The organism is Biomaibacter acetigenes (assembly GCF_003691585.1).
GTDB lineage: Bacteria > Bacillota > Thermosediminibacteria > Thermosediminibacterales > Tepidanaerobacteraceae > Biomaibacter > Biomaibacter acetigenes.
Window position 1 is genome coordinate 2,324,550 of sequence record NZ_CP033169.1, and the last position, 25,312, is coordinate 2,349,861.

The 25,312-nt window shown below is 42.4% G+C and carries 22 protein-coding genes and 1 pseudogene; 5 read left to right on the plus strand and 18 right to left on the minus strand.

Annotated features, from left to right (window positions below):
• Window positions 1–20: 20 nt before the first annotated feature.
• From D2962_RS11880 to D2962_RS11890, 3 genes are all read right to left on the minus strand, one after another.
• Complete coding sequence (locus D2962_RS11880) at window positions 21–371, minus strand: hypothetical protein (RefSeq protein ID WP_122015087.1); 351 nt, start codon at window positions 369–371, stop codon at window positions 21–23.
• Between the two features lie 4 nt (window positions 372–375).
• Window positions 376–609 (minus strand): FIST C-terminal domain-containing protein, encoded by a 234-nt coding sequence (locus D2962_RS11885; RefSeq protein WP_122015088.1) that lies wholly within the window; start codon window positions 607–609, stop codon window positions 376–378.
• A gap of 101 nt (window positions 610–710) precedes the next feature.
• Window positions 711–1,505: an FIST signal transduction protein gene (locus tag D2962_RS11890; protein WP_122015089.1), complete on the minus strand. Its 795-nt coding sequence runs from the start codon at window positions 1,503–1,505 to the stop codon at window positions 711–713.
• A 263-nt stretch (window positions 1,506–1,768) separates the two neighbouring features.
• On the opposite strand from D2962_RS11890, the gene rbr reads away from it, so the two are divergent.
• Window positions 1,769–2,302: a rubrerythrin gene (gene rbr / locus D2962_RS11895; protein ID WP_120765727.1), complete on the plus strand. Its 534-nt coding sequence runs from the start codon at window positions 1,769–1,771 to the stop codon at window positions 2,300–2,302.
• Between the two features lie 153 nt (window positions 2,303–2,455).
• On the opposite strand, the gene D2962_RS11900 is transcribed toward rbr, so the two are convergent.
• The 11 genes from D2962_RS11900 to D2962_RS11950 form a co-directional block, all read right to left on the minus strand.
• Complete coding sequence (locus D2962_RS11900; RefSeq protein ID WP_122015090.1) at window positions 2,456–3,184, minus strand: anaerobic ribonucleoside-triphosphate reductase activating protein; 729 nt, start codon at window positions 3,182–3,184, stop codon at window positions 2,456–2,458.
• Window positions 3,181–5,256 (minus strand): ribonucleoside triphosphate reductase, encoded by a 2,076-nt coding sequence (locus D2962_RS11905; protein WP_122015091.1) that lies wholly within the window; start codon window positions 5,254–5,256, stop codon window positions 3,181–3,183. The genes D2962_RS11900 and D2962_RS11905 overlap by 4 nt, the downstream gene beginning before the upstream one ends.
• A 191-nt stretch (window positions 5,257–5,447) precedes the next feature.
• A complete protein-coding gene (locus tag D2962_RS11910; RefSeq protein ID WP_122015092.1) occupies window positions 5,448–6,062 on the minus strand; it encodes a class I SAM-dependent methyltransferase in 615 nt (204 codons plus the stop codon).
• Window positions 6,063–6,198: 136 nt separating this feature from the next.
• Window positions 6,199–6,606, minus strand: a complete 408-nt coding sequence (locus tag D2962_RS11915) for an ECF transporter S component (protein ID WP_222927522.1) — start codon at window positions 6,604–6,606, stop codon at window positions 6,199–6,201.
• Window positions 6,607–6,950: 344 nt separating this feature from the next.
• Window positions 6,951–7,949, minus strand: a complete 999-nt coding sequence (ilvC, locus tag D2962_RS11920) for a ketol-acid reductoisomerase (protein ID WP_122015093.1) — start codon at window positions 7,947–7,949, stop codon at window positions 6,951–6,953.
• A gap of 45 nt (window positions 7,950–7,994) precedes the next feature.
• On the minus strand, window positions 7,995–8,717 hold the full coding sequence (locus tag D2962_RS11925) for a FadR/GntR family transcriptional regulator (protein ID WP_120765723.1): 723 nt from the start codon (window positions 8,715–8,717) through the stop codon (window positions 7,995–7,997).
• Between the two features lie 344 nt (window positions 8,718–9,061).
• Window positions 9,062–10,285, minus strand: a complete 1,224-nt coding sequence (locus D2962_RS11930) for a LeuA family protein (RefSeq protein ID WP_120765722.1) — start codon at window positions 10,283–10,285, stop codon at window positions 9,062–9,064.
• A 59-nt stretch (window positions 10,286–10,344) separates the two neighbouring features.
• On the minus strand, window positions 10,345–11,313 hold the full coding sequence (locus tag D2962_RS11935; protein ID WP_122015094.1) for a C-terminal binding protein: 969 nt from the start codon (window positions 11,311–11,313) through the stop codon (window positions 10,345–10,347).
• 123 nt (window positions 11,314–11,436) lie between these two features.
• A complete protein-coding gene (locus tag D2962_RS11940; protein WP_122015095.1) occupies window positions 11,437–12,717 on the minus strand; it encodes a TRAP transporter large permease in 1,281 nt (426 codons plus the stop codon).
• Between the two features lie 2 nt (window positions 12,718–12,719).
• On the minus strand, window positions 12,720–13,208 hold the full coding sequence (locus tag D2962_RS11945) for a TRAP transporter small permease (RefSeq protein WP_122015096.1): 489 nt from the start codon (window positions 13,206–13,208) through the stop codon (window positions 12,720–12,722).
• 50 nt (window positions 13,209–13,258) lie between these two features.
• Complete coding sequence (locus tag D2962_RS11950) at window positions 13,259–14,317, minus strand: TRAP transporter substrate-binding protein (protein ID WP_122015097.1); 1,059 nt, start codon at window positions 14,315–14,317, stop codon at window positions 13,259–13,261.
• A gap of 186 nt (window positions 14,318–14,503) precedes the next feature.
• Between D2962_RS11950 and D2962_RS11955 the strand changes: the two are divergent.
• Window positions 14,504–15,678 (plus strand): annotated as a pseudogene (locus D2962_RS11955) (IS110 family RNA-guided transposase).
• Window positions 15,679–15,822: 144 nt separating this feature from the next.
• Here the strand turns inward: D2962_RS11955 and D2962_RS11960 are convergent.
• From D2962_RS11960 to D2962_RS11970, 3 genes are all read right to left on the minus strand, one after another.
• Complete coding sequence (locus tag D2962_RS11960) at window positions 15,823–17,091, minus strand: nickel-dependent lactate racemase family protein (protein WP_162991205.1); 1,269 nt, start codon at window positions 17,089–17,091, stop codon at window positions 15,823–15,825.
• A 45-nt stretch (window positions 17,092–17,136) separates the two neighbouring features.
• Complete coding sequence (locus D2962_RS11965; protein WP_162991206.1) at window positions 17,137–17,781, minus strand: HpcH/HpaI aldolase family protein; 645 nt, start codon at window positions 17,779–17,781, stop codon at window positions 17,137–17,139.
• 106 nt (window positions 17,782–17,887) lie between these two features.
• Window positions 17,888–18,952: a TRAP transporter large permease gene (locus D2962_RS11970; protein WP_122015100.1), complete on the minus strand. Its 1,065-nt coding sequence runs from the start codon at window positions 18,950–18,952 to the stop codon at window positions 17,888–17,890.
• 723 nt (window positions 18,953–19,675) lie between these two features.
• Here D2962_RS11970 and D2962_RS11975 point away from each other — a divergent pair.
• On the plus strand, window positions 19,676–20,800 hold the full coding sequence (locus D2962_RS11975; protein WP_122015101.1) for an aminotransferase class I/II-fold pyridoxal phosphate-dependent enzyme: 1,125 nt from the start codon (window positions 19,676–19,678) through the stop codon (window positions 20,798–20,800).
• Window positions 20,801–20,906: 106 nt separating this feature from the next.
• Window positions 20,907–21,836, plus strand: a complete 930-nt coding sequence (gene fba / locus D2962_RS11980) for a class II fructose-1,6-bisphosphate aldolase (RefSeq protein ID WP_120765680.1) — start codon at window positions 20,907–20,909, stop codon at window positions 21,834–21,836.
• A 161-nt stretch (window positions 21,837–21,997) separates the two neighbouring features.
• On the opposite strand, the gene D2962_RS11985 is transcribed toward fba, so the two are convergent.
• Window positions 21,998–23,569, minus strand: a complete 1,572-nt coding sequence (locus D2962_RS11985) for a DEAD/DEAH box helicase (RefSeq protein ID WP_122015102.1) — start codon at window positions 23,567–23,569, stop codon at window positions 21,998–22,000.
• 148 nt (window positions 23,570–23,717) lie between these two features.
• Here D2962_RS11985 and D2962_RS11990 point away from each other — a divergent pair, with 148 nt between their 5' ends.
• Window positions 23,718–25,082: a transglutaminase family protein gene (locus D2962_RS11990; protein ID WP_120765678.1), complete on the plus strand. Its 1,365-nt coding sequence runs from the start codon at window positions 23,718–23,720 to the stop codon at window positions 25,080–25,082.
• The last annotated feature ends 230 nt before the right edge of the window (window positions 25,083–25,312 follow it).

Here is a 25,312-nt window from a genome sequence, read left to right on the forward strand (position 1 = left end):
TTTTGCCTTTAGCAATTCTTCTATTCTTTTGAAAAAATGGAATACAGTTTATTGCCGCGCAATGAAATTTTATGGTCATTTTCAAAATACATAAATCCCAATCTTCCGCCGTCAAGATAATATACAAAAGAGTTTTCTGGTTTAATCATAAGCATTTCTTCAAGATTTTGTTTGCTTTTGAACCCAAAATAATGCTCTTTTTTCTCCCCATTCTCGGACAGCAGCACAACAGCCAGCCGGCGCGTGCCGAAAAGCCTGGTAGATTTTTCTGTTATCTCCTCCATAAATTCATCAAAACCTTGAGGATAACTCAAAGAAGCAATTTCATAAAAAACAAAAAGATCATAAATATTAAAACCCGTATTATTCAATGCTTCACCACCCTGCTGCAACTACCATCGTCTTATTATGAAATAAAGGCACCGATGAGTAAGCGCCTATCTCGCCAAAAGTCAGCATTCCTATTACGGGAATGTTTTGACCCACCATGTCTAAAACAGTTCTCAGTTCTTTTTCAAAATCTTTTTTCATTAACAGATAACGCGACACACAATCGAATAAAAATATGGCTCTGGGCTTCGGCTGATTTAAAAGTACAAGTTTTGCCACTTCCTCTGCGGGTAGTTATAAAGCTTTCCAAATTTCCTGTCATCAAAGCAATAGCGCTATTTTGTGGTATTTCAGAAACAAGTTTTATGCTCCCATCTTCATTAGCGCTGATAGGGGTCCCGTATAAGAAATTTCGTACCGGCGCACGGCATGCCAAAAGGATGCCTCATGCCTAAAAAAGCAAATCCGCTTTTATCTTTTAAGCCAAGATTTTTTGAATATACATCGAAGGCAGGGAAACCATCAATTTCATAAACAATTTTACCTGATGACCTGGTCACAATCATCGGCTCGCCCCATGGCACCCACCCGTGACCTATGCCAACTTTAAATTTAAGCCCTCTCAACAGGGCAATAACAATACTCCGGACCTCAACTCCCCTTTCTGTAAATTGATGTGCACTGGAAAAACTTAAATTGTCGCCCGTCCCGCCGCCAATATATGTAAAATCCGGACCCAGAATATTGTATATCCTGCGAAGAATCAGGGGCATATTATCGCATGAGCAGTCAGGAAAGATAAATAATGTACCCGAATCAAAGGTAAATTCCCTTAATTTTTTCTCAATCAAATTGCATTCAGGCAATGATTTTATTTCTTCAGGGTTAATAACCAGAGTTTCGGCTTCAATCCCGCCTTTTTCAATAGCACAAATACCTACTCCTTTTTCAAAAACGCCCTCGGCGGTTATTACCCCAGCGGTGCTGCCTCCTATTAATCTCGACTTCCCGATGACTTCTTTCACACTTTTATAAACAATTTCTTGATCATAATTTGCGGTGCAGAATAAAAATGTTATGGCCGGTTCCCCAGTTACGCCCAATGCCTGCTCAACTGCAAGTTTTCCAGCCAAAAACGGATCGTCTTCACAGCTGAAGCCTACCCCTACCTTCATTAAAATTATGCCCCCTTTAGCTTCTCATACACCAGATAAACATACATACCACTTTTTCTGCAATTAGCATTTTGCCCATTCTAACTTGAGGTAATTTTTCTCCTAAATCACTCTCATGTAAATTATAGAAAAAAAGTATCAGTAACGCAATTAATTTCTAACATCAAACAGTCAATATTTTTTACCCCATGTTGAATGTAAATAGATAAAATGGTATAATACGGACAATCCTGATAATAAGATTAAGGGAGGAAAGGTTAAATATGGAACTTAAGGGCTCCAGGACTGAAAAGAATTTGCTGGCGGCTTTTGCCGGCGAATCACAGGCACGGAATAAATACACCTACTTTGCTTCGGTAGCGAAAAAAGAAGGCTACGAGCAGATTGCCGGAATATTTCTGGAAACAGCCGAAAACGAAAAGGAACACGCAAAGATGTGGGCAAAGTTTTTAGGCCTCATAGGCGACACCCCGGGGAACCTGGAAGAGGCCGCCAAGGGTGAGAATTATGAGTGGACAACCATGTACAAAGAATTTGCAAAGACTGCCAGGGAGGAGGGATTTGACGAAATCGCCGGTTATTTTGAAAAAGTGGCCGAAGCTGAGGCCGCCCATGAAGCAAGATACCTGAAGCTTCTTGAGCGTCTAAAAGACGGCTCCGTTTTCAAGCGCCCCGTTCCTATTAAATGGCGCTGCCGCAACTGCGGTTATGTCTACGAGGGCGTCGAACCTCCGGAAAAATGCCCGGCTTGCGCTCACCCAAAAGCTTTTTATGAACCCGCCGCCGACAACTATTAACCTTTATGAAAAGCCCCGTCTTCAAGACTTGAAAACGGGGCTTTCGATCTTTTTTGAGAATTTCCTTCTCCTATACCGCGATTTAATGAGAGGTTTCCGACTGCGAGTGGCAGTAATTACCTTTTAATATCATCAGCCATGCTGTCGTCTGTTTCAGCTTCTTATTAGAATTTCTTTGAAGTATTTAGAAAGCACGGTCTTTGCCCGGTTTAAAAAATATATGTCGCAGGGTTTTGTGCCGCAAAAATTCACATCTAAAACCTCAGGAGAATATCTATATCCCTGAAGCACGTATTTGCTTGCTCCTGAAAGCCATTCACCTATCAATACAAAATCATTCGGTTCCAGTATCTTCTCATGCACCGTTGTTCTGAACTCGTAAATAATTTTCCCATTGGGCGTTCCATAGAGCAAAATAACTTCGGCGCTTTTTTGGACATTTAATATATCCCTTTCATCTAAGGTAAACAACCTGTACTTGCAAATCGGAGCCTTTATGTCCATCGCCACATAGTCAATCAGTTCTTCCTGAAGCAATTCTTTTAAAACATCAGGCCTTGAACCGTTGGTGTCCAGTTTTACCTTTAAGCCCAGAGTCTTTATTTCGGTTATAAATTCCTTTAAGCCCCTCCACAGCGTCGGTTCTCCGCCGGTTATGCACACCCCGTCTATCAGTTTTTTTCTCCTCTTGAGATAATTAATTACTTCTTCGGACGGACTTTTAGGTAACACTGAAGTCCTTCCCGAAAAACCGCTTTTGCTTCCTATTATTGAGCTGTTATGGCAATAGGGACACCGGAAATTACAACCGGAAACAAAAACTGTAGCGGCCACATTGCCCGGAAAGTCCACCACCGATACAGGCATAAAATCGCATATCATACAACATATTCCTTCCTGTCGGCAAATTCTTCTTTCTTGCCTTTATTCCAGCACTGCACCGGCCTGTAATATCCCACCACCCTGCTGTAAACCTCGCATTCTTTGCCGCAGTGAGGGCAGGAAAAATGCTCTCCTTCTATATAGCCGTGGACTGCGCAGACGGAAAACGTCGGCGTTATGGTGTAGTATGGTATGCGGAAATTTTCGGCCACTTTTTTCACCAGAGCTTTACATGTGCCAGCATCGCTAATTCTCTCCCCGAGAAAGGCGTGAAATACCGTTCCCCCCGTATACTTGCACTGGAGCTCTTCCTGATGTTCTAAAGCTGTGAAGACATCATCGGTAAAGTCTACCGGAAGCTGTGTCGAATTTGTATAATAAGGTTCGCCGTTGCCGCACGTTATTATATCCCCAAACATCTCCCTGTCTTTTTTGGCCAGACGGTATGACGCTCCCTCAGCAGGGGTAGCCTCCAGATTGTATAAAATCTCCGTCTCCTGCTGATATTGCTCCATTTTTTTCCTCATGAAGTCAAGGACCGAAAGGGCAAATTTTCTTCCCCTGTCGTCAGTTATACCACATCCCATAAAGTTTAAAAGTGCTTCATTCATGCCGACGAGGCCGATGGTGTTAAAATGATTCTGCCAGTACGCGCCAAATCTTTTATATATATCCCTCAGATAAAACCTGGCATAGGGATACAATCCCTCCTGCGTCATTTTCTCCAGGACCTTTCTCTTAATTTCAAGGCTTGTCCTGGCAATATCCATGAGTCTATCAAGTCTTGTAAAAAACTCATCTTCCGTCCCGGATAAATAACCTATCCTCGGCATATTTATGGTCACAACACCAATGGAGCCGGTGAGGGGATTGGCGCCAAAAAGACCTCCGCCCCTCTTTCTGAGTTCCCGGTTATCCAAACGCAGCCGGCAGCACATGCTGCGCACGTCATCGGGCTTCATGTCGCTATTTATGAAATTGGAGAAATACGGTAGGCCGTATTTTGCCGTCATCTCCATTATCCTGTCTACCACCGGGCTTTCCCAGTCAAACTCTTGAGTTATATTGTAAGTAGGTATTGGAAATGTAAATATGCGTCCATTGGCGTCACCTTCCATCATGACCTCAGCAAAGGCTTCATTTAGCATATCCATTTCCTTCTGAAAATCTCCGTAAGTTTTGTCCATAAACCGGCCGCCGACAATCGCCGGTTCTTTTGCCATCATTTTCGGCACTACCAGGTCCATGGTTATGTTCACAAAAGGAGTCTGAAATCCAACTCTTGTGGGCACATTCAGGTTGAATATGAATTCCTGTAGGGCCTGTTTCACTTCCTTATAATTTAATCCGTCGTAATAAATAAAGGGAGCAAGATAGGTATCAAAATTGCTCAGGGCCTGAGCACCCGCGGCCTCACCCTGTAAAGTATAAAAGAAATTGACAATTTGCCCCAGGGCTGTCCTGAAATGCTTCGGCGGCCTGCTGGCCACCTTGCCTTCCACCCCTGTAAAACCGCTGACGAGCAAGTCCGCAAGATCCCATCCGCAGCAGTAAACCGACAAAAGCCCCAGGTCATGAATATGAAAGTCACCGCTTATATGGGCGGCTCTCACCTCTTCCGGGTAAATTTTATTTAACCAGTATTTGGATATGACCGCAGTAGATATATGGTTATTCAGCCCCTGTAGCGAAAAACCCATATTGCTGTTCTCGTTAATTCTCCAATCGGATTTACCTATGTACTGGTCGATGGTGTCTTCTATGTCGAGAAACGCTTTTTTAAATTCTCTTATATCCTGGTGCTGTTTTCTGTATAAGATATAGGCCTTTGCAGTTCTGGCATGTCCTCTCTCTATTAACACCTTTTCGACTATATCCTGGACGCTTTCCACAGTCGGGGTTGTCTCCCTGTACTTTTCCTCCAAAATTTTTACAACTTCATCGGCCAGGTTTCCGGCTATTTCTCTATCATTGCCCCCTACCGCTCTGGCGGCTTTAAAAATAGCATTTTCTATTTTTTCTTTTTCGAATTTCTGCAGACTGCCATCCCGTTTAACTATAAGGGAAATCATATCAATACCCCCGATATATAGTATATATTAAAGTCATATATACTATATATCAGATTGTATTTTATGGCAAGTTTTTGGTTGGGGGTTTTAGGAATTTATAACAATATTGCTTTTTAAATGACGATTTTTCTCTTCCATTCTTGGCAACCGGTGCTGCATGCCTGCTTGCACCCCGAGTAATTTGCCAGAACTTAACTTTTATCAAGATCTTTATTTCCTATAATCACATATTTTTCTTCATCATCTATTACAGTTTCCACTTTTAATCCGGCCGATTGCATATAGGCGGATACCTGCATGCCCGAAGGCAGTATATCCGAAGATACGGATTTATCTAAAGATTGGTGCAGGCTATTTATCTTTTCCCTGCTTTCGGAGTGGCATATGATGAGCTTGCCTTTAGGATTCAGCAATGAGGCCATTTTTTTGATGCTTCTTTTTTTGTCGGGAAAATGCGGGAAAGATGAATAACACATTATATAGTCAAAGGACACCTGGGAATTATAATTCATGATGTCTCCAACAATAAAATCCACATTCGGAAAATTTCTTTCAGGAAATTTTTCCCGGGCTCTTTCCAGCATTTTTTCTGCGATGTCAAGACCCACAATACGGCCGGAGTACCCTATTTTTTCAATTATATAAGGGACCAGCACCCCGGTGCCACACCCTACATCCAAAACGCTGGCACCTTCTGATAAATTTATTAGATTTATTATTTCCGCCAACTTGGTCGGATCATGTCTTACTTTATTGTCCCACTCAGAAGCCAAATTGTTAAAAAAATCTCTCTGAGTTAATGCCAATTTTATCACATTCCTTCAATTTTATGCGGTTCATTTTTTCTGCTGCCGGTTACAATCAACTTTACGAGGATCGGCAGCAGTATTAATTGAATGGCTATTCCGGGTAGCGCCACCACAAAAAGCCCGTAAGTAAATTTTACAAATTAAAGGTTTTGCCCATTATAATGGCAGCTATAATCCAGTTACTGACAATAGATACAAATCTCCCGGCAAGCATTGATGTTATCAGGGATGGATAGATTCCCAGTCTGAGTTTATTATAAGCTACAGACGTAACTAACCCGTATGTAAAAAGTTCTGCCATCATACCAAACACCCCCGGTACCGGCGGCATGGAGGTAAATAGGAAGCTCAGGAACGGGGTAATTAGTCCTACGGCTCCGGCAAATTGCCAGGGCAACATAAAACCGCCCATGAGTACCGGCAGGTGCATGGGTAAAAAAATCTGTCCGCCCAATTTAAAAGAGTGAAAGGCTATGGGCAAAAGAATACCTATGGCCACTAGCAAACCCGAAATTGTAAGATGGCGATTTTTTGATGACATTTAAAATACCCCCTGTTTTTTTATTTTATAGGCATACATAAAACTTTAATAAAATAAAAGACCATGAAGCCCTAACGGATTCATCCGTCTTAGACCTTCATGGTCATGTTTTCGTATCTTCATGATACCAATTCTTTTTTTTATTATATTGTATCGTTTATTTCCTGTCAATATATTAATCAGGCAAGCCATTTAACTATATAGATAGCCTGAAGGCCCGGGAAGGGCTCAAGGAAGAAGCATTAAAGAAAGTTCTCATAGTTGTAGTAGGTAAAAAAGATGTTTACTATCAATATTAAAAATAGGGAGGGTATTTAAAATCCTCCCTAAAAAACGTTCCTATACTAATCCCGTTTCTCTAACCATGGCATCATAGCCCGAAGTTGGTCACCAACTTTTTCAATTAGGTGTTCTTTAGCTCTATATTTCATAGCTGTATATTTAGGCCGCCCAGCCTTATTTTCAAGAATCCATTCTTGAGCAAAACTGCCATCCTGTATTTCTTTTAAGATCTGCTTCATATTCTGCCTTACGTGATCATCTATAACTCTGGGGCCGCGCGTATAATCTCCATATTCGGCTGTATCGCTGATAGAATAGCGCATCCATTTTATACCACCTTCGTAGACAAGGTCTATCAAAAGTTTGAGCTCATTTAAACATTCGAAATAGGCGATTTCAGGTTGATAGCCAGCTTCAACAAGCGTTTCAAAAGTAGCAGTAATAAGGTGGTTAACGCCACCGCAGAGGACGCACTGTTCACCAAAAAGGTCGGTTTCAGTTTCTTCCTGGAAAGTGGTTTCGATTAAGCCTGCTCGTGTGCATCCAATACCTTTAGCTATTGCCAAACCCATTTCTTTGGCTCGTCCTGTGATATCTTGATAAATAGCCAGAAGGCCAGGAACACCTTTGCCTTCTTTGAACATACGGCGTACTAAATGACCTGGGCTTTTAGGAGCTACCATAAAAACATCTACATATTCCGGAGGAACAATTTGGTTATAGAGTATGTTAAAACCATGGGCTACAACTAAAGCTTTGTTTGGTTTCAAATTCGGTAGGATTTCTTTTTCATAAACTTCTGGTTGAACATTATCAGGCATTAAAACAACCACTATGTCAGCTTCCATGGTAACTTCAGCTACAGATTTAACAATAAAGCCATCTGCCTCGGCTTTAGCAATGGATTTGCTTCCCTTATATAAACCGACAACTATGTCTATATTACTGTCTTTTAAATTATTTGCCCACGCATGTCCCTGACTGCCATAACCTAGAATAGCAATTTTTTTCCCTTTTAATACACTTAAATCAGCATCTTTATCATAATACATTTTTGCCATATGTCTACCTGGCATATTAGCCAGGACTTTGCCTCCTATTCTTTATTATTTTTGAAAAGTATGCATAAATTGAGTTATATATTCTTCCAGGGTTCTTTCAACATCGGCTATGTGCTCATCCATGATTCTTGCCGCCTCTTCTGGTTTTCTATCCCTGACGCATTCATAAATCTGCTGATGATATTTTAAAGACCTGGGCCTTAAGCCCGGGACTTTCGAAACGGCTCTTTGAACATCCGTTAAAAGTTCCCTTACCGTAGAAATGGTTCGATACAATATTTCATTTTCCGCTGCTTCAGAGATTGTTACGTGGAAGTTTACGTCTTCCTTTATAAAAGTCTCCACATCATCAAAGTGATTCCTCATCCTATTGACTGATTCCTCTAAACCGGCAATTATATCGGGTGTGGCTCTTTGAGCCGCCAGTTTTGCAAGCTGGGATTCCAAAATCTTACGGGCTTCCATTAATTGCAAAAAGTCGCTTCTTTCAAAGATAAAGTTGAGTTTCGTGCTTAACATATCAGTGAAAAATTGTGATGCGGTTTCATTCAGATAAGTTCCGTCCCCAGGCTTGATGGTTACTACACCGGTCAGGGAAAGGGCCCTTAATGCTTCGCGAACACATGCTCGACTTACGCGTAGCTGCTCAGCCAGTGCTCTTTCTCCGGGCAACTTGTCCCCGGGTTTAAGTTCCCCTTCGGCAACTAAATTTTTTATGGAATAAATTATTTCCTCAGCTAAAGTCTTCCGCTTTAGTGGCTTTAACATTTGGCCCCTCCTTCATTTAGAGGCGTTATGTTTTTCCAGACAAAGTCATAATAGCTACAAACATTATATATATTTTAAATTATTATTTCAACCGTTGATTTATTATTTTTTGAGTTTCCTAACAAAGCATCTTCACGTATCAAATCTTGAATCTATATATCATCTAACAGTTGGGGGTCCTTCCCGACACATAAATTTTACGCTTTAGCCGAAGAAATACTTTACTTTTATCCAACCTTCTTTTGCATCCTTAAGGGATTTTTATAGCACATGATACAACTTGCATGTTTTAGATGTAAAGCCATTGGCGGGCATAATCCGCCAATGGTCTTGTAGATATGTCATTATCCGATAACCTTTGAAACTATATCCCTGAATTCATCCTCATTTAATAGCCAGCCCTTGACAAAGGCTCTTTCCTTCACCTTGGCCAGGATCTCTTTCTTCTGTTCGTCATCAGCGCTTACACCGATCTTGTCGAGCCAATAGTCAATAGAGGGAATACCGCTGTTCTTGCCCAATACAACCTGTGGCGGCGTCTGACCTACAAGTTCTGCTACGATGGGGGCTAATTCTGTCGGCATTTCTACGCCGCAGTTCTGGTACCAGCCAGCAATTATGCCGGACTCGATGTTGAAGAGCATATCTCCTACGATGGGCCTGTTGTATCTCATGGGAAGGTGGGCAATTTCTCTTACAAATTTGGATATGCTGTAGAGTTTGCTGAGGTCTATGCCCAGGTCTATGTCATACATGGTTTTAAGGGCAACTACCAATTCTTCGTATGGTGCGTTTCCTGCTCTTTCGCCAAGGGCGCTAACTGTGGTATGGGCTACTTCAGCACCGGCTGCCAGTGCCATCAGGGTGTTTGCTGCTCCCATTCCGAAGTCGTCGTGGAAGTGGACTTCTATTGGTTTGTCTTTTATTCTTTCTTTTACTTTTCTCACCATGTACGGTACTGCATGGGGCGAGATGCCTCCAAAGGTATCTACTAATACCAGTGCGTCCATGTGGCCTTCGGTGGCTACTTTTTCTATCAGTGTCAGGAACCAGTTAAGTTCGGCTCTTGTGGCGTCAATGGGGAAGAATACGGTGTACAGACCGTTTTCTTTAGCAAAACGTGTGGCTTCGATAGAAAGTTCAATAGCTTTTTCAACAGACCATTTGTAAGCATTTTTTATCATGTGTTCACTTGATGGAATCTCAACCACTATGTTTTTTACACCGCAGTCTACTGCTCTCTTTACGTCTTCTTTCATACAGCGGGCAAAGGCGAATATTTCGGGCCCAAGGTTTCTTTTTACTATTTCTTTTATGGCGGCTTCGTCCTGGGCAGATACGGCGGGCATTCCGGCTTCGATTCTGTGTACTCCTGCTTCGGCAAGTTTTTCTGCTATGGCTACTTTCTGATCTTCGTTGAATACTACGCCGGCCTGCTGCTCACCGTCTCTTAATGTCACATCATGTATTTTGATTTTTGGGGGAAATTTGAGTCCTTCTGTGACCTCCTTTTCATAGTCCCATGGACTTACAAACCATTTGTCTGTTTTCCAGGGTGTTGATGACATTTGATGATTCCTCCTTGATTTTTTGTTTTTTTATTTCCAATGAGCTTAAGCTCATGGATCTACTGGAAGGCTTTTTTGTTTACGAAGTTCTTTGGGTATTCGCCTTTTAATACTCGGATTACTTCCGTAAAGGCAAGTTTTCTGAGGTTGATGGACGATGCTTCGCTGTAGTAGGCGGCATGGGGCGTTATGATGATGTTGTCAAGGGTTAACAGCGGCTCGTCTTTTGCCGGGGGCTCTGTTTCTAGGACATCCAGGGCCGCTCCGGCTATTTTTTTGCTTTTTAGGGCTTCATACAGTGCCTTTGTGTCTACCAGTGGGCCTCTTGCGGTATTTACCAGAAATGCTGTAGGTTTCATTAGTTCTAATGCTTCTTTATTTATAATGTGGTATGTGGCATCTACAAGTGGTGCATGGATTGATATCACATCGGATGTCTTTAACAGTTCTTCCAGGGATACCATTTTGACATTATATTTATCTGCTACTTCCTGGCTGACATATGGGTCGTAGGCTATTACTTTGAATCCAAAGGCCTGGGCTTTTTTGGCTACTTCTTTTGGTATGTTTCCAAATCCAACAAGTCCAAAGGTCTGACCACTTAACCCAAAAATGGGCTTGGCTTCCTCTAGACTCCAGCTTCCCGATTTTACCTTCCTGTCTAGAAGGAATATCTTGCGCTCTAAGGCTAAAGCCAATGTTATGGCATGATCTGATACTTCGTCCCAGCAGTAGTCAGGGACATTAGCGACATAGATGCCTTTTTCTGAAGCTGCCGGGATGTCTATGTTGTTTACTCCTATTCCGCATCTTACTATTATCTTGCATTTTTCCAGTTTCTCGATGATTCCACGGGTGATCTCGGCATAGACGGTCACCAGAGCATCGGCGTCTTTTGCGACTTCTAGGATGGCCTCCTCGCTCTTGTCTTTTGCAAGAATTAGTTTCGCATCGGCTTCCTTTAATACCTCTTCCTCTATGGTAAAATCCGGGAAGATGGTATCCGCCATCGCTACTTTGAATGTCATGTAATTTACCCCCTTAAAATACTTTACTTTTATTTAAATAAAAATGAATTGATATAGTTGTCCAGTGGTAATACCACCATTTTTAAAAAAAAATTTATTATTATTTTATTTTACATTACTAACTTATTTTCCCATTAGTAAATCCGGCAGGAAAGTTGTAATGCTTGGTATAAAAGCAAGTATAAACAGCCCCAAAATCAAAGTAATCAAGAACGGAACAATTTTTTTTGATATCTGACCCAAAGTAACATCAGCTATTCCACAGGTTGCAAACAATGCTATTCCAACCGGCGGTGTCGCCATTCCTATGGCTAAAGCTATTACCGTAACAACACCAAATTGCACCATGTTTATGCCCATGTTTTGAACTATAGGAGCCAGAATGGGCACCACCAAAAGTATGATGGCGGCGGTTTCCATAAATGTTCCCAATATCAGGTATAGAACCAAAATTAATACATAAATGACGTAAGGATTGTTTGAAATTGAAAGTATGGCATTTGACGCCATAGCAGGCACCTGCTGTGCTGTCATGATCCAACCAAAAGGGTTTGCAGCGGCTATTAAAAGCATTATCATGGCTGAACTCACAGAAGCTTTATAAAATATAGGCACAAGATCTGCCAGTGTAAGTTCACTATAGATGAAGAAACTGACTATTAGCCCGTATACCACCGCAATTGCCGCCGATTCCGTTGGAGTAAATATACCTGTCATTATGCCTCCGAGGATGATAATCGGCATTAAAAGGGCCCATATGGAATCAACAAACGCCCTCCATATTTCTCCTATAGAATGTTTACGCTCAGTAGGATAATTAAGTTTAGAGGCCATAATGAAGTTCGTCCCTATGAGCATGGACGAAAGAACCAGCCCGGGGATTATTCCACCGATTAATAGTTTTCCTATAGAGACGTTTGCCGTAACACCAAAAAGCACCATGGTTATACTGGGAGGAATGATAACTCCCAAACATCCGGCGGCCGCTACAACAGCGGCAGCGTAACTTCTATCATAGCCTCTCTTTTCCATCTCCGGGATGGTTAAACCTCCCACAGCGGCGGCCGTAGCCGGAGTCGAACCGGATATTGCGGCAAAAAACGTGCAGGCAAGTATAGAAACTGCTGCCAACCCGCCTTTAACATGACCGACTAAAGTACTCGCCAAGTGAACTATCCTTTTTGAGACGCCGCCTTTTTCCATAACGGCACCGGCCAGCATAAAGAACGGTATGGCCAAAAGCGGAAAGGAATTTGCTCCTGCCACCATTCTTTGCGGTATTAGACTTAAGGAAAGATTTCCGGAAAACATCAGAGAAGCCATGGACGCAATTCCAAGGGAAAAACCTATAGGCACATTAAAGGCAAAGCAAAGTATCAATACAACCAATAAAACCGTAAGCAAACCTAACCCTCCTTCACATTTCTGAGTAGCACCGCAACTTCAAACAGCGAGTAAAAAATTACCATTGCGCCCATGATCGGCAATGAGGCATACACATAACTCATCGGTATTCCCAAAGCCGGAGAGGGCTGGTTGCTGGTCATGACAACCACCGGCCATCCATAGTATATGAGAGCAGCGCCAAAGATTGAAATGACCGTATAAACCAGAACATTTATTATTTTTTGTACCGGTTTTGGAAATATGTTTACTAAAGCGTCTATTCCTATATGAATGTGCTCTTTTATACCGATGGCTGCAGCAACAAAACTTACCCATATGAACAGGAACCGGACCATCTCCTCCGACCAGAAGGGGGCTGATTTAAACACATAACGCATTACTACCTGATAAAATGTTAGGGCTGTTATCGCCATCATTAAAAATGCCAAAAAATACTGCACGATTTTGTTAAAACTATGATAAAATCCGGCTTGTTTCTGCTGTTTCATTTCAACCCTCCTTTTTATAGGGCACGGGAGGCGAAATACCTCCCGCAAGTTTATTTAGTATTTAAAGCCTCGTCTATCAGTGCTTTTCCGGCTGCTTCGTCACCATTGCCAATCTTGCTGTAGAATTTCGGATATACCTTTTCTTTTGCTATTTGCATGAAAAGTTCTTTTTCTACCTCATTTACCTGCATACCTGCTTCTTTCAGCTTATCAAGCATGTTCGCATTATATTTGGCCAATTCTTCTCTTTGTACCTTGCACGCTTCTTTAGCGGCGTCAGCCACTACTTTCTGCAGTTCGGGTGAAAGGGATTTATAGAAATTTTCGGAGATTATATATTGTCTCGGGTAGTAAAAATGTTCGCTTAAAGATAGGTAATCCTGAACTTCATAAAATTTCTGGCTGTCTATTAAATCCAGCGGGTTTTCCTGACCATCGACGGTGCCCTGCTGTAATGCCGTATAGACTTCACCAAAAGCCATGGGAACCGCCGTAGCGCCAAAGGCGTTGATGGAATCGATCATGACTTCACTTTCCATGACCCTTATTTTTAAGCCCTTCATATCATCGGGTGTCTTAATGGGGCGTTTATTATTTGTGAAGTATCTGAACCCTCCATCGTTATATGCCAACAATCTTATACCCTTTTCAAGATACATATCTGCTATCTTTTGTCCAACGGGACCGTCTAAAACCTTATGCGCATGGTCCAAATCTCTAAACAGGTAGGGCAAGTCCCAAAGCATGGCAGCCGGCACAAATCTGCCCATAGGTCCGTTTTCCACGTCGCCCATTTCGATGGTGCCCATTTGTACGCCTTCTACTATCGTACGGGCATCACCCAACTGTCCGGCAGGGTAAATTTCCACTTTTAACTGTCCGTTTGAATTTTTTTCAACCAGTTCTTTAAATTTGTTTGCTGCAACATTCATCGGGTGCTCTGGAATGCTGGGTCCGTTGTGAGCAAACTTGATGATTTTGGTAACGCCGCTTCCGTTCGATGCACTTTGCTTTCCCGTATTATCCCCTCCCTTGGAACCACAGCCAATCAAAACTAGTGATGACATGATGACAAAAACGAACAAAACGATAAAACCCTTTTTTAGCATAAAATACCTCCTAAAAATTTTTTGATAAGACCATTTTTATTAATATTCATTGTTCTAATGGTTCACTGGTCTTACCACTATTTATAATATTCGACATAAAAATGACTTTTCCTGCAAAAAAACAAAAGATAAAAATTATTTTTTTCACAAATTATTTTTTAGAAGAAGCTTAGAAAAGTATGCATTATGGATTGTGATGGTAACAGTCTTAAAAAGTTTACTGTCCAGAACAATCCCACTGGTGCTAGTTTTCTACGGGATCAGGTTATTTCATTAGCGGACAAGCATTCTTGTCAGGAAATCCACATTGGGATGGAGTCTACTTCCGTTTATAGTTTTCATCCTGCTATGTTTTTAAACGAGGATGAGGCCCTGCGCAAGTATCAGATAAAGGTTTATGTTATTAACGCTACGCTTGTTAACAAGTTTAAGGAGGCTTACCTTTATCTTGATAAGACTGATGATATCGATGCCTGGGTTATTGCCGATCGCTTGTGCTTTGGGCGTATCCCATATACTGTCATTATGCAGGAACAGCTCCTTGCCCTTCAGAGGTTGACTAGAATGCGTTACCGCCTGGTGCATAATGTGACCCGTGAGAAACAGTATTTTTTGCAGAATCTATTTCTAAAGTGTAATGCCTTTAAGTCCGAGTTTGAAAGTTCTGCTTTTGGCAATGCCATGATGGAGCTTTTCCTTGAACAATACAGCCTTGAAGAGATCAATTCTATGGATACTGCAGTTCTTTGCGGATTTCCTCAGAGAAAAAGTGAAGAATCGTTTCCCCGACCCTGAAGGGGTGGCTAAATGTATTCAAAAGGCCGCCAGATCTTCTTACAGGCTATCAAAGTGTGTGGAAGATTCCGTTGATATTCTCCTGGCCACTTCTATTGAATGTATCCGCACCCTCTCTGCACAGATAAAACAATTAGATAAGGCTATTGAAAAGCTCCTGGATGGTATACCAAATACTTTACAAACCATTCCCGGCATTGGCCCTGTCTTTTGTTCAAGCATACTGGCCGAAATCGGTGATATTAACCGCTTTAAGAGCCAAGTCTATTGCTAAGTATGCGGGTCTTGTCTGGACTAATCGTCAGTCCGGAAAGTTTGAAGCAGAAGAAACAAAAATGATTCGCTCTTGTAATCACTATCTGCGCTTTTACCTTGTTGAGGCTGCCAAGTCGGTTAAGAGAGTAGAACCTGAATTTCATGATTACTATTTGAAAAAGTATCGTGAAGTTTCTAAACATCAGCATAAAAGAACCCTCGTCTTAAACGCAAGAAAACTTGTGCGTTTGAGCGATGCGCTGCTACGCAATGAGCAAGTTTACACGCCTAGAAGGAAGGTGAATAGGTAGGTAAACACCTCCTAAATATCCTTCAGCTATTTCCAGTTTTTGGATGGTAAAACTAGGTTAGATTAGTGTTGCCTTTTTTACAAAAAATAGGCTAAAAAATTTCCATTTCATTACTTTTAGGGACTTGACATTTTACCGCAGGACTTAAAATTTTTTTGCTAAATCGGCTCCATGTGTTATTATACCTATGGAATTTATATTTGGATCCATATTGCTAGCCAAGCTTAATGCCTCTTGAATATCGCCGGCATATTTTAAGCCTAAGTTCTCCACGTAAACCTTATTTTGCTGTTCTGTAACTACGATTATCTTTGCCATTTCTCTAACTGCAGCAACGGTCATGTTAACCGTGGCAGACACTTCGTCTTCAATTTCGCCCCTGTTTACCATTTCATACACTTCTTCTACAGACCTTACACCTAAACCTACAAAATCAGGATGCCCAGGGCAATCACCTTCAGGAGCTGGGGAAAGCAAGATTACTACTCCCTGTTGTTTTACCATCATCGCAGCGACGGTCATGGGCTTTACGCTCTGCCACAAGTCCTGGTAAGCCGGATAGGAACTGCAAACAACCAAATCCGGTCTGGTAGGTACATCTATTGCATATATCTTTTCCGCTACTTTTACACATTCCCTGTGCGCCTTGACCACATCTCCGGCAATTACCCTAACAACCGTTCCATCAGTATTCATGACCGTGTTTATGATCATTTTTAATCCGGTTTGCCTTGCTATATCTTCCATTTCTTTTCTAACAGGATTTTCGAGATTGCCGAGTATCTGTGTTATGTTTCTTGCAGCAACCAAATGGGTTCTTGCCGTTGTATCAGGACCTGATACTCCCGGTTGTACGAGCTTGGCTCCAGCGCTCCAGCCTGCATATATATGAGGAATAACATTTCCTATGGCTATACTGACATCGCTTTCATAATAAAGCTTATTGACCCTGATTGGAATTCCTGACGGTGTATCACCTATATATACAAGCTGATCCGTATCATTACAGGCGTGATTTACCACCTTTACCCTTTCATAAATTTCCTTGCCGATTCTTTCGCGGCATTCTTCTTCAGTCATAGCTCTATGCGTACCCAGGCCAATAAGTATTGTTATATCTGCGTCCTGCACTCCCGCTTCATTTAATTCACTCAACAGTATCGGGAGGATTTTGCTAACCGGAGTCGCTCTGGTAAAATCATCGACGATTATCACTGTGTTTTTGCCGTTTTGCTTTATGATATCCCCAAGATTGGGGCATCCTACTGGGTTTCTGATGGCATTTTTTACCTCAGCATCAAAATCTTTAATGGGATCCAGTCGCTTTGGCGAGGCCACCCAAGATATTTTTTCTTCAGGAAGTTCAAAACTTACAAGTTCTGGGCCATAGTGAAGTTCTATTTTTCTGTTCACAAATACCACCTTCAATTATAAATTAAAACCTATAGATTCTCTCGCTCACCGGCACGCTTCATAAAAAAGCATGGTATCCGTGTTGTAAACTACATAATCTGCTCCTAATTTCAGACATTCTTTAGCCCTTTCCGTATCTACGCTAAATATACCAACACATATATCTTTGTTTTTAGCCTTTTTCATCATGTTGCTCAATGCATTTACTACTTTGGGATTGTAAATATCTCCGGGAACCCCCAGGGAATGTGACAAATCCACAGGTCCCAGAAGAATGGCATCAACATATTCAACATTCAAAATTTCTTCAAAAGATTGAAGTCCTTCTTTCCCTTCTATAAGCAAAATCACCGACGTATCCTCGTTTGCTCTTCTATAATAAGTCGAATCACCTACCCCATACCTGTTGGCTCTCACACATGGGCAGGCTCCTCTCGAACCTATCGGAGCATACTTGGCATATTTTACGGCTTTTCGAGCATCTTGGACATTTGATATTCCAGGCACAACAATGCCAGATGTCCCCGTATCCAATGCTTTTGTCACAGCAATTTCTGTATTTTCCGGCACTCTTATCACTGACACCATATCTGCGGCATCAGCGGCTCTAACCAGCTTAACATCAGTCTCCGGTCCAAACGGCCCGTGTTCTGTATCTATAATGACAAACTCAAAAATCCGCGTAACCAATGGTTTCGACCATCTCTTCACTAGTAGATTGAACAAACATGCCGGTAAATTTTTTGCCTGAATCCTTTAGTTGTCTAAAAAGCTTCTTCATAAATTTACGCCTCCGTTATTTCAGCACACTGGGCAGGAACAAAGATAATTGTGGAATAAGCACTACTAATAGCAACGCCAGCACCATCGTACCGCAAACATAAAGTATATCGGGGAAAGTGTCTTCTACTCTAATTTTTAGTATTCTAGTTGAGGTAAATAGGCACACCGCAAGCGGTGGCGTGGCTCCCCCTATCGCCAAATTTAGTATCATTGATATACCAAAATGAATTAGATCCATACCCAAACTTGTCACTAAAGGCAAAAGAATGGGTGTCAATAATATTATCGTAGAATTGGTCTCCATGAATGTCCCAAGGAAAAGCAACAGTAAAATAATGAGCAGATAAATCACAGTAGGATTCCTGCTTATTGACAAAAGGACATTAGCAATTAGTTCGGGAATATTCTGGGTGGCCATAATCCAGCCGAAAGGTGCAGCCGTAGACATAATGAAAAGAATTATGGCGCTGGAGATGGCGCTACTTGTACATATGTTTACTATATCCTTTAATTTTAACTCTTTATATACGAACATAGCCAGTATAAAAGCATATACCACGGCTATTACCGCCGACTCAGTGGGAGTTATAACTCCTGAAAGCACTCCGCCAAGAATTATGACAGGCATGAAAAGCGGCAATAGTGCATCGATGAAAATTTTAACTCGATCGCCAGCCGTTAAACGACCTTCCGCCCCACGATATCCTCTCTTCTTTCCGATGATGACAGCAAGTATTACTAAAAATGCTACAGTCAAAATACCTGGTATTATTCCTGCCAGGAACAAATCGCCTATCGAAACGCTGCCCGAAGTACCGTAAACCACCATGGAAAGGCTGGGCAGAATGACTATGCCCAATGCGCCGGCTCCTACCAATATCGATGCCGTAAACCCTTTCCCGTATCCTTTTTTCACCATTTCGGGCCCCATTACTCCACCTATGGCCGCGGTGGTCGCTACACCGGAACCAGATATTGCCCCAAAAATCCGCAGCTCACAGCCGCGGCTCCTCCCAATCCTCCCGGAATCCTTTCCAGTATCATATTTGCAAGCCTCATCAATCTGGGCTGCTGCCATATGCCATTATTTCTCCGGATCAGATAAACAGCGGCAGAGCCATGAGTGGGAAAGAATTTATTCCTTCCACCATTCTTTGGGACAGTATTGTCAGCGGCGGAAAGCCCTGTGGTTCAGTCTAAAATTTAATTTTACGACATAATTTGTTTTTACATAATTAATTATAAAATATTTTATAACTATAGTCGAGTTACGCTATCCTAAAGTTTTACGTTTTTCGTTATTCTATGGCTTTTATACTATATTTGCAACACGTAGTACTTAAATTTGACAATAAAATAAAATTCATCATGAGCGAATTACCCATGAGAACTTCTGAAAAAATTCCAATATTTAAAGATTCTATAGGACCTTAAAATGTGTAAGTCATTTAAGTCAAGGAAAATACGGGATAGGTTTTACCATCTAAAGTTTCTATTATTTTCTCTCCAGCTAGAAGGAATTTTTCATATACATGTTGAACAATATTAATATAGACCTCACCTTTCTTGAGTTTTATGCTCATCCTTATAGAGGATGGTGAGGTCTTTTTTCTACGTACGACGACTTTTTCCTGCTTTTTGACCTATGAAAATTTTACGCTAACAATTGATTTTTTAAAGTTGAAATTTTTTGGGGAAAATTATTCTTGTGTAATTATGAATTTTGACTTATAATGTATTAAAATATGAGTCCATGTTTTTCTAAAAACCTGCATACAATCTTTTAGAGGGGCTGATATAGATGAACATAAAGACCTTCGGAGTGGAAAGATGGATGAACGCCTACGAGCACGGGGCTTTTTACAATCTGGCCGAAACCGATGCCAAGGCCTTCACCCTGGATGAACTTCTGTCCCTGGGAAAGAAATTCGAGGTACTGGATGAACTCCTTCGGGTAAAGATCAGCTACAATCCCACCACCGGCAGCCAGTCTTTAAGAGAAGTAATCTCTAGCTTTTACGCTGACACCGGACCCGAAAACATTCTCATCACCACCGGAGCCATAGAGGCGGATTTTCTGGTCACAAACTCCCTGGTGGAGTCCGGCGACACGGTCATAGTCCAGTTTCCGGCATACCAGGCGCTTTATTCCACCGCCGAGGCCCGAGGAGCCCGCATCAAATACTGGAACATGAACATAGACCGGGGATACGAACCGGATATCGAGGAACTTAAATCCCTCATTGATGATAAGACAAAAATGATAGTGCTAAATATTCCCCATAACCCCACCGGTGCAGTTATCTCCGAAGAACAGCTCAGAACCATTCTTTCCTGGGCTGAAGAGCGGGATTTCTGGGTGCTGTGCGATGAAGTTTATCACGATTTTGCCCTGGAGCCCGGCGTGGTGCCACCCTACGGGCGGTCTCTGAGTAAAAAAGCCATAAGTGTAGGAAGCATGTCCAAGGCCTACGGACTTTCGGGACTTCGCCTGGGATGGATTGCGGCTCCTGATGAGCTCATAAACCGTTGCTGGTGCTGGAAGGACTATACCTCTATAAGCAACTCCCCTATCAACGATTTCCTTGCCACCTTCGCCTTAAAAAACATCGACAAGGTCATGGAAAGAAACCTGGGCATCGCCCGGCAAAATCTTGAAACGCTTTTAAAATGGTTCCAAGAACATGAGAGTTTCTTTGACTATGTCACCCCTAAAGCAGGAGTGCTCACTTTCCCCCGAGTCAAGAACATCCCCATGTCTACCGAAGAACTGTGTAAAAAGCTCTTTGAAAAGGAAGGCCTACTGATGGTCCCCGGAGAATGCTTTGAGATGTCGGGATATCTTCGAATAGGTTTCGGCAACGACAGTAAGATGTTCAAGACAGGGCTTTCCATATTCTCATCTTTTTTATCAAGCATTCAGTAAATTAGACCCGACGAGGAGTTTCTTTTTTTACTTGCGTCTTTTATTTTTAATATTTTTGTAATATACTTGTGAATGGTATGTTAAATAAAAATTGGGAGGGTTCATCATGCCGCTGGTTACATCAAAGGAAATGTTCCAGAAAGCCTATGAAGGCGGATACGCCGTAGGTGCCTTCAATGTCAACAATATGGAAATCATCCAGGGAATTGTAGAGGCAGGAAAAGAGGAAAATGCTCCCCTGATCCTGCAGGTATCGGCAGGGGCGAGGAAATATGCCAAGCCCGTGTACCTCAGAAAACTGGTGGAAGCGGCCATCGAAGATACGGGCCTGCCTATAGTGCTTCATCTTGATCATGGCGAAAACTTCGAAATCTGCAAGGCCTGTGTGGACGACGGCTTCACCTCGGTCATGATCGACGGTTCCAAACACCCCTTCGAGGAAAATATAGCCATTACCAAACAGGTTGTGGAATACGCCCATGAAAGAGGCGTGGTGGTGGAGGCAGAGCTCGGAAAACTGGCCGGTATCGAGGACAACGTCAAGGTTACCGAAAGGGAAGCCACGTTTACCGACCCCGACCAGGCCGTGGAATTTGTGGAAAGGACCGGCGTAGACTCGCTGGCGGTGGCCATTGGCACCAGCCACGGGGCCTATAAATTCAAGGGCGAGCCGAAACTTGATTTTGAACGCCTGGAAAAAATAACAAAGATGCTTCCCGGATTTCCCCTGGTACTCCACGGAGCTTCCACGGTGCTCCCCGAATTCGTGGAGTCCTGCAACAAATACGGCGGCAGCATCCCTGGTGCTAAGGGCGTGCCCGAAGAAATGCTCAAGAAAGCCGCCGGGATGGGCGTTTGCAAGATAAACATAGATACTGACCTTCGCCTGGCCATGACCGCATCGGTAAGAAAATATCTGGCGGAAAACCCATCGGAATTTGACCCCAGAAAATACCTGGGCGCAGGCCGGGATGCCATAAAAGAAATGGTGCGGCACAAGATTAAAAATGTATTGGGATGTAACGGAAAAGCATAAGTTATATATACACGAAGCGGGAAGCCACATATGGCTCCCCGCATTTTTCATGTCCCGTTTCCGGGATCATATATCCTTGTTTCATCAGAACCCTGAATTATTCAAGCCTTGCTCTTTTTCTCCTTGTGACAGTCCCCCGTCCCTTGTCCGCCTCCTACCACTTAACGGGCGGGTTCTATGTTGATTTTCTTGCCCTTTATCTGATTGTTCTTCATTATAGACAGCACATCTTGCGCATATTCTTTAGGCACTTCTACAAAAGTAAATTTATCGTATATATCGATGGTCCCGATCAATTTACCGGGCATGCCTGTTTCCCCGGCAATGGCACCAACAATATCTCCCGGCCTTATCTTTTGACTCCGCCCTATATTTATAAAAAGCCTCACCATTTCCGGGGCACCTTCGATATTTTCAAACCCTTCTTCCCTACCGTCTTCCTGCTCTTTGACAAGTACCATCTTAAGGAGGGCAGCGGCCAGATCCATAGAAGTGTAATCTTCCTCTATCAATTTCTCTATCAATTGGGTATATTTCCCCAAACCACCTTCATCTACGACTTCCTTTAGTTTTTCCAGCAATGAATTTGTCCTGGTTTCCTCTACGTCGGACTGGGAAGGTACATCCTTTCGAACTATTTTAGTCCTGGTGTATTTTTGAATGTCCTTCAACTTATATATATCCCTTCCCACCACTAAACTAAAAGCCTTTCCCGGCCTTCCGGCCCGGCCTGTCCTCCCTATTCTGTGCACATAATACTCTTCATTTTGAGGTACATCGTAATTAAACACTGCATCCACATCACTTACGTCAAGACCTCTAGCAGCCACATCAGTAGCTACAAGTATATCTATGGAGCCACTCCGGAACTTTTCCATGACCCTATCCCTTTGGGATTGGGACATGTCTCCATGAAGCCCTTCTGCTGAGTAGCCCCTAGCTTGAAGCTGCATCAAAAGTTCATCCACCCGCTTCTTGGTATTGCAAAAAATCAGGGAAAGATTCGGATTGTAAAAATCTATGAGGCGGGATAAGACTTCCAATTTCGATTTTTCCTTGACCTCTAGATAATACTGTTCAATGTTTGGGACTGTCAGTTCCTTGTGAACCACTTTGATAAACTTGGGGTTTCTCTGATATTTCTCTGTCAACTCCAAAATTGGCTTGGGCATAGTGGCAGAAAACATCAGGGTTTGACGATCCTGGGGAATATCCTGCAAAATCTTCTCAATATCTTCTCTGAAGCCCATGTCCAGCATCTCATCGGCCTCATCCAGAACTACCATCTTAACCTGAGACAATTTTAACGTGCGTCGCCTCATGTGATCCATGACCCGACCAGGAGTCCCGATGATCACCTGAACGCCTTTCTTCAAAGCCTTAATCTGCCTTTCTATGGGCTGCCCCCCATAAATAGGCAAGATATCAATCCCTTGCTTGTATTTAGAGAGCTCTTTTAATTCTTCCGCCACCTGAATGGCCAGCTCCCTGGTGGGGGACAGGATAACCGCCTGCACCCCTTTATTTCCCGAGTCTATCTTGTCCAGCAGAGGGATCCCAAAGGCTGCCGTTTTACCCGTGCCGGTCTGGGCTTGTCCTATGACATCTTCCCCCTTAAAAATATGGGGTATGGCTTGAGCCTGGATTGGAGTAGCTTCCTCAAATCCCATTTCGTCAATTGCTTTTTGTATTTCCCTCGATATATCCATCTCTTCAAATTTAGTTTGTATCATTTCCTATTCCCTGCCATTCTTTTATATTTTCGCGAAAGCTGCTTCTGTTTTGTTCTATATACAAGCTTCCGGTTTTATATATTATAACATATTGAAAGGAAAAAATCTGTTTATGTAGAATTTTATAGTTATATTTTAATTAGAGAAGGTGATTAAACTGATTAATCTCGATTTCTTAACCGTAAACCTACCGGAGGACATTCAGAATCTCGTAATTTTCGGCGATTTTGAAACCGCCCGGAAACTGATTGATTTAAAGCTCAAAAAAAATATAGGCGATATGTTGAGGGATAGGTTGCTTTTTGAGAAAGAAAGGCTAAAAAGGCTGGAGGGCGAATACATATACCCTTTCGAAGACGCCTTCAAGCTTGCATCATCACAGATAAAGGATTTTACCCGAGAAGAGCTTGAGTCGTTAAAAGACGATGGATATGCCGACTGGGCTTTTGTGAATGGCAAGTTGATGTTTCACAGGAGATTTCTCGAAAATATTAAAAAGACTCTGCCCGAAATAAAGAACCGGATGGTAAATTCCGATGAAAGCTCCGATAAAGAATTGCATATCCTGGATACTGCCGTTAGAAGTATCATTGAACAGGGTCAGAAAAGTTACCACATACATGTAAAAACCGGAATAAAGCTGAAAAAAGAAGCCGAAAGGATAGGAGAAACAGCCAGGGTTTATCTTCCTATCCCGGCAGCCGAAAAAGGCATAAAAAATATAAAGATACTGGCTACATCCCATAAACCCGTATTCATATCCCCGGAATATCATCCGGCCAGAACCATATATTTTGAGGAAAAACTCAAAGGCGATGATGTTTTCACGGTGGAATATTCCTATGAAAATCATGTTCGATATACAGCACTTGATTATAATGAAGTTAAAGCTCTTCAGCCCGATTTTTATACCGCTGAACTTGCCCCACACATCGTATTTACGCCCTACCTTAAAAATCTGGCAGCCAATATTGTAGGAAATGAAAAAAATCCCCTGAAAAAGGCCAGGATGATTTATGATTATATCACTCAAAACGTAAAATATTCTTTTGTTAGATCGTATTCCACCATACTGAACATTCCCGAGTACGCAGCCCTGAATCTCAAGGGCGATTGCGGCGTCCAGGCCCTGCTTTTTATCACCCTCTGCAGGATCTGTGGTGTCCCGGCAAAGTGGCAGTCGGGCCTTTATGTCGACCCGTATTTTATCGGTTGTCACGACTGGGCCCAATTTTATGTGGAGCCTTACGGCTGGCTGTACTGCGATCCGTCCTTCGGCGGCGGTGCCATAAGAACAGGTTCTGATATGCGGCGGGATTTTTACTTCGGAAACATTGACCCCTTCAGGATGCCCGCCAACTCCGATTTCCAACAGGAATTTACGCCGAAAAAGACATTCCTGCGATCCGACCCTTACGACAACCAGGTCGGGGAGATAGAATATCTGGATGGAAATGTTTACTCCAGAGATTTTGAATCGAAAATGGAAATAATAGACATGCATGAGATATAGACTTGGAGTCGGTTCTTGTATCTTACCTCGTCAGGGCCGGTAATTTAGATATAATGAGATTTCCGGCTCTATATTTTTCCTGCCGATTCATGTAAATTATCATGCAAATTGCAAAATAAAAAACGCCATAAACAACTTTTTGACCATATAATTCAGGAAGCCAGGTATAAATATCACGAAAACATTCTTGATCCGGTACCTTTAGTCCGGGAGGATCGGGAAAGATGATC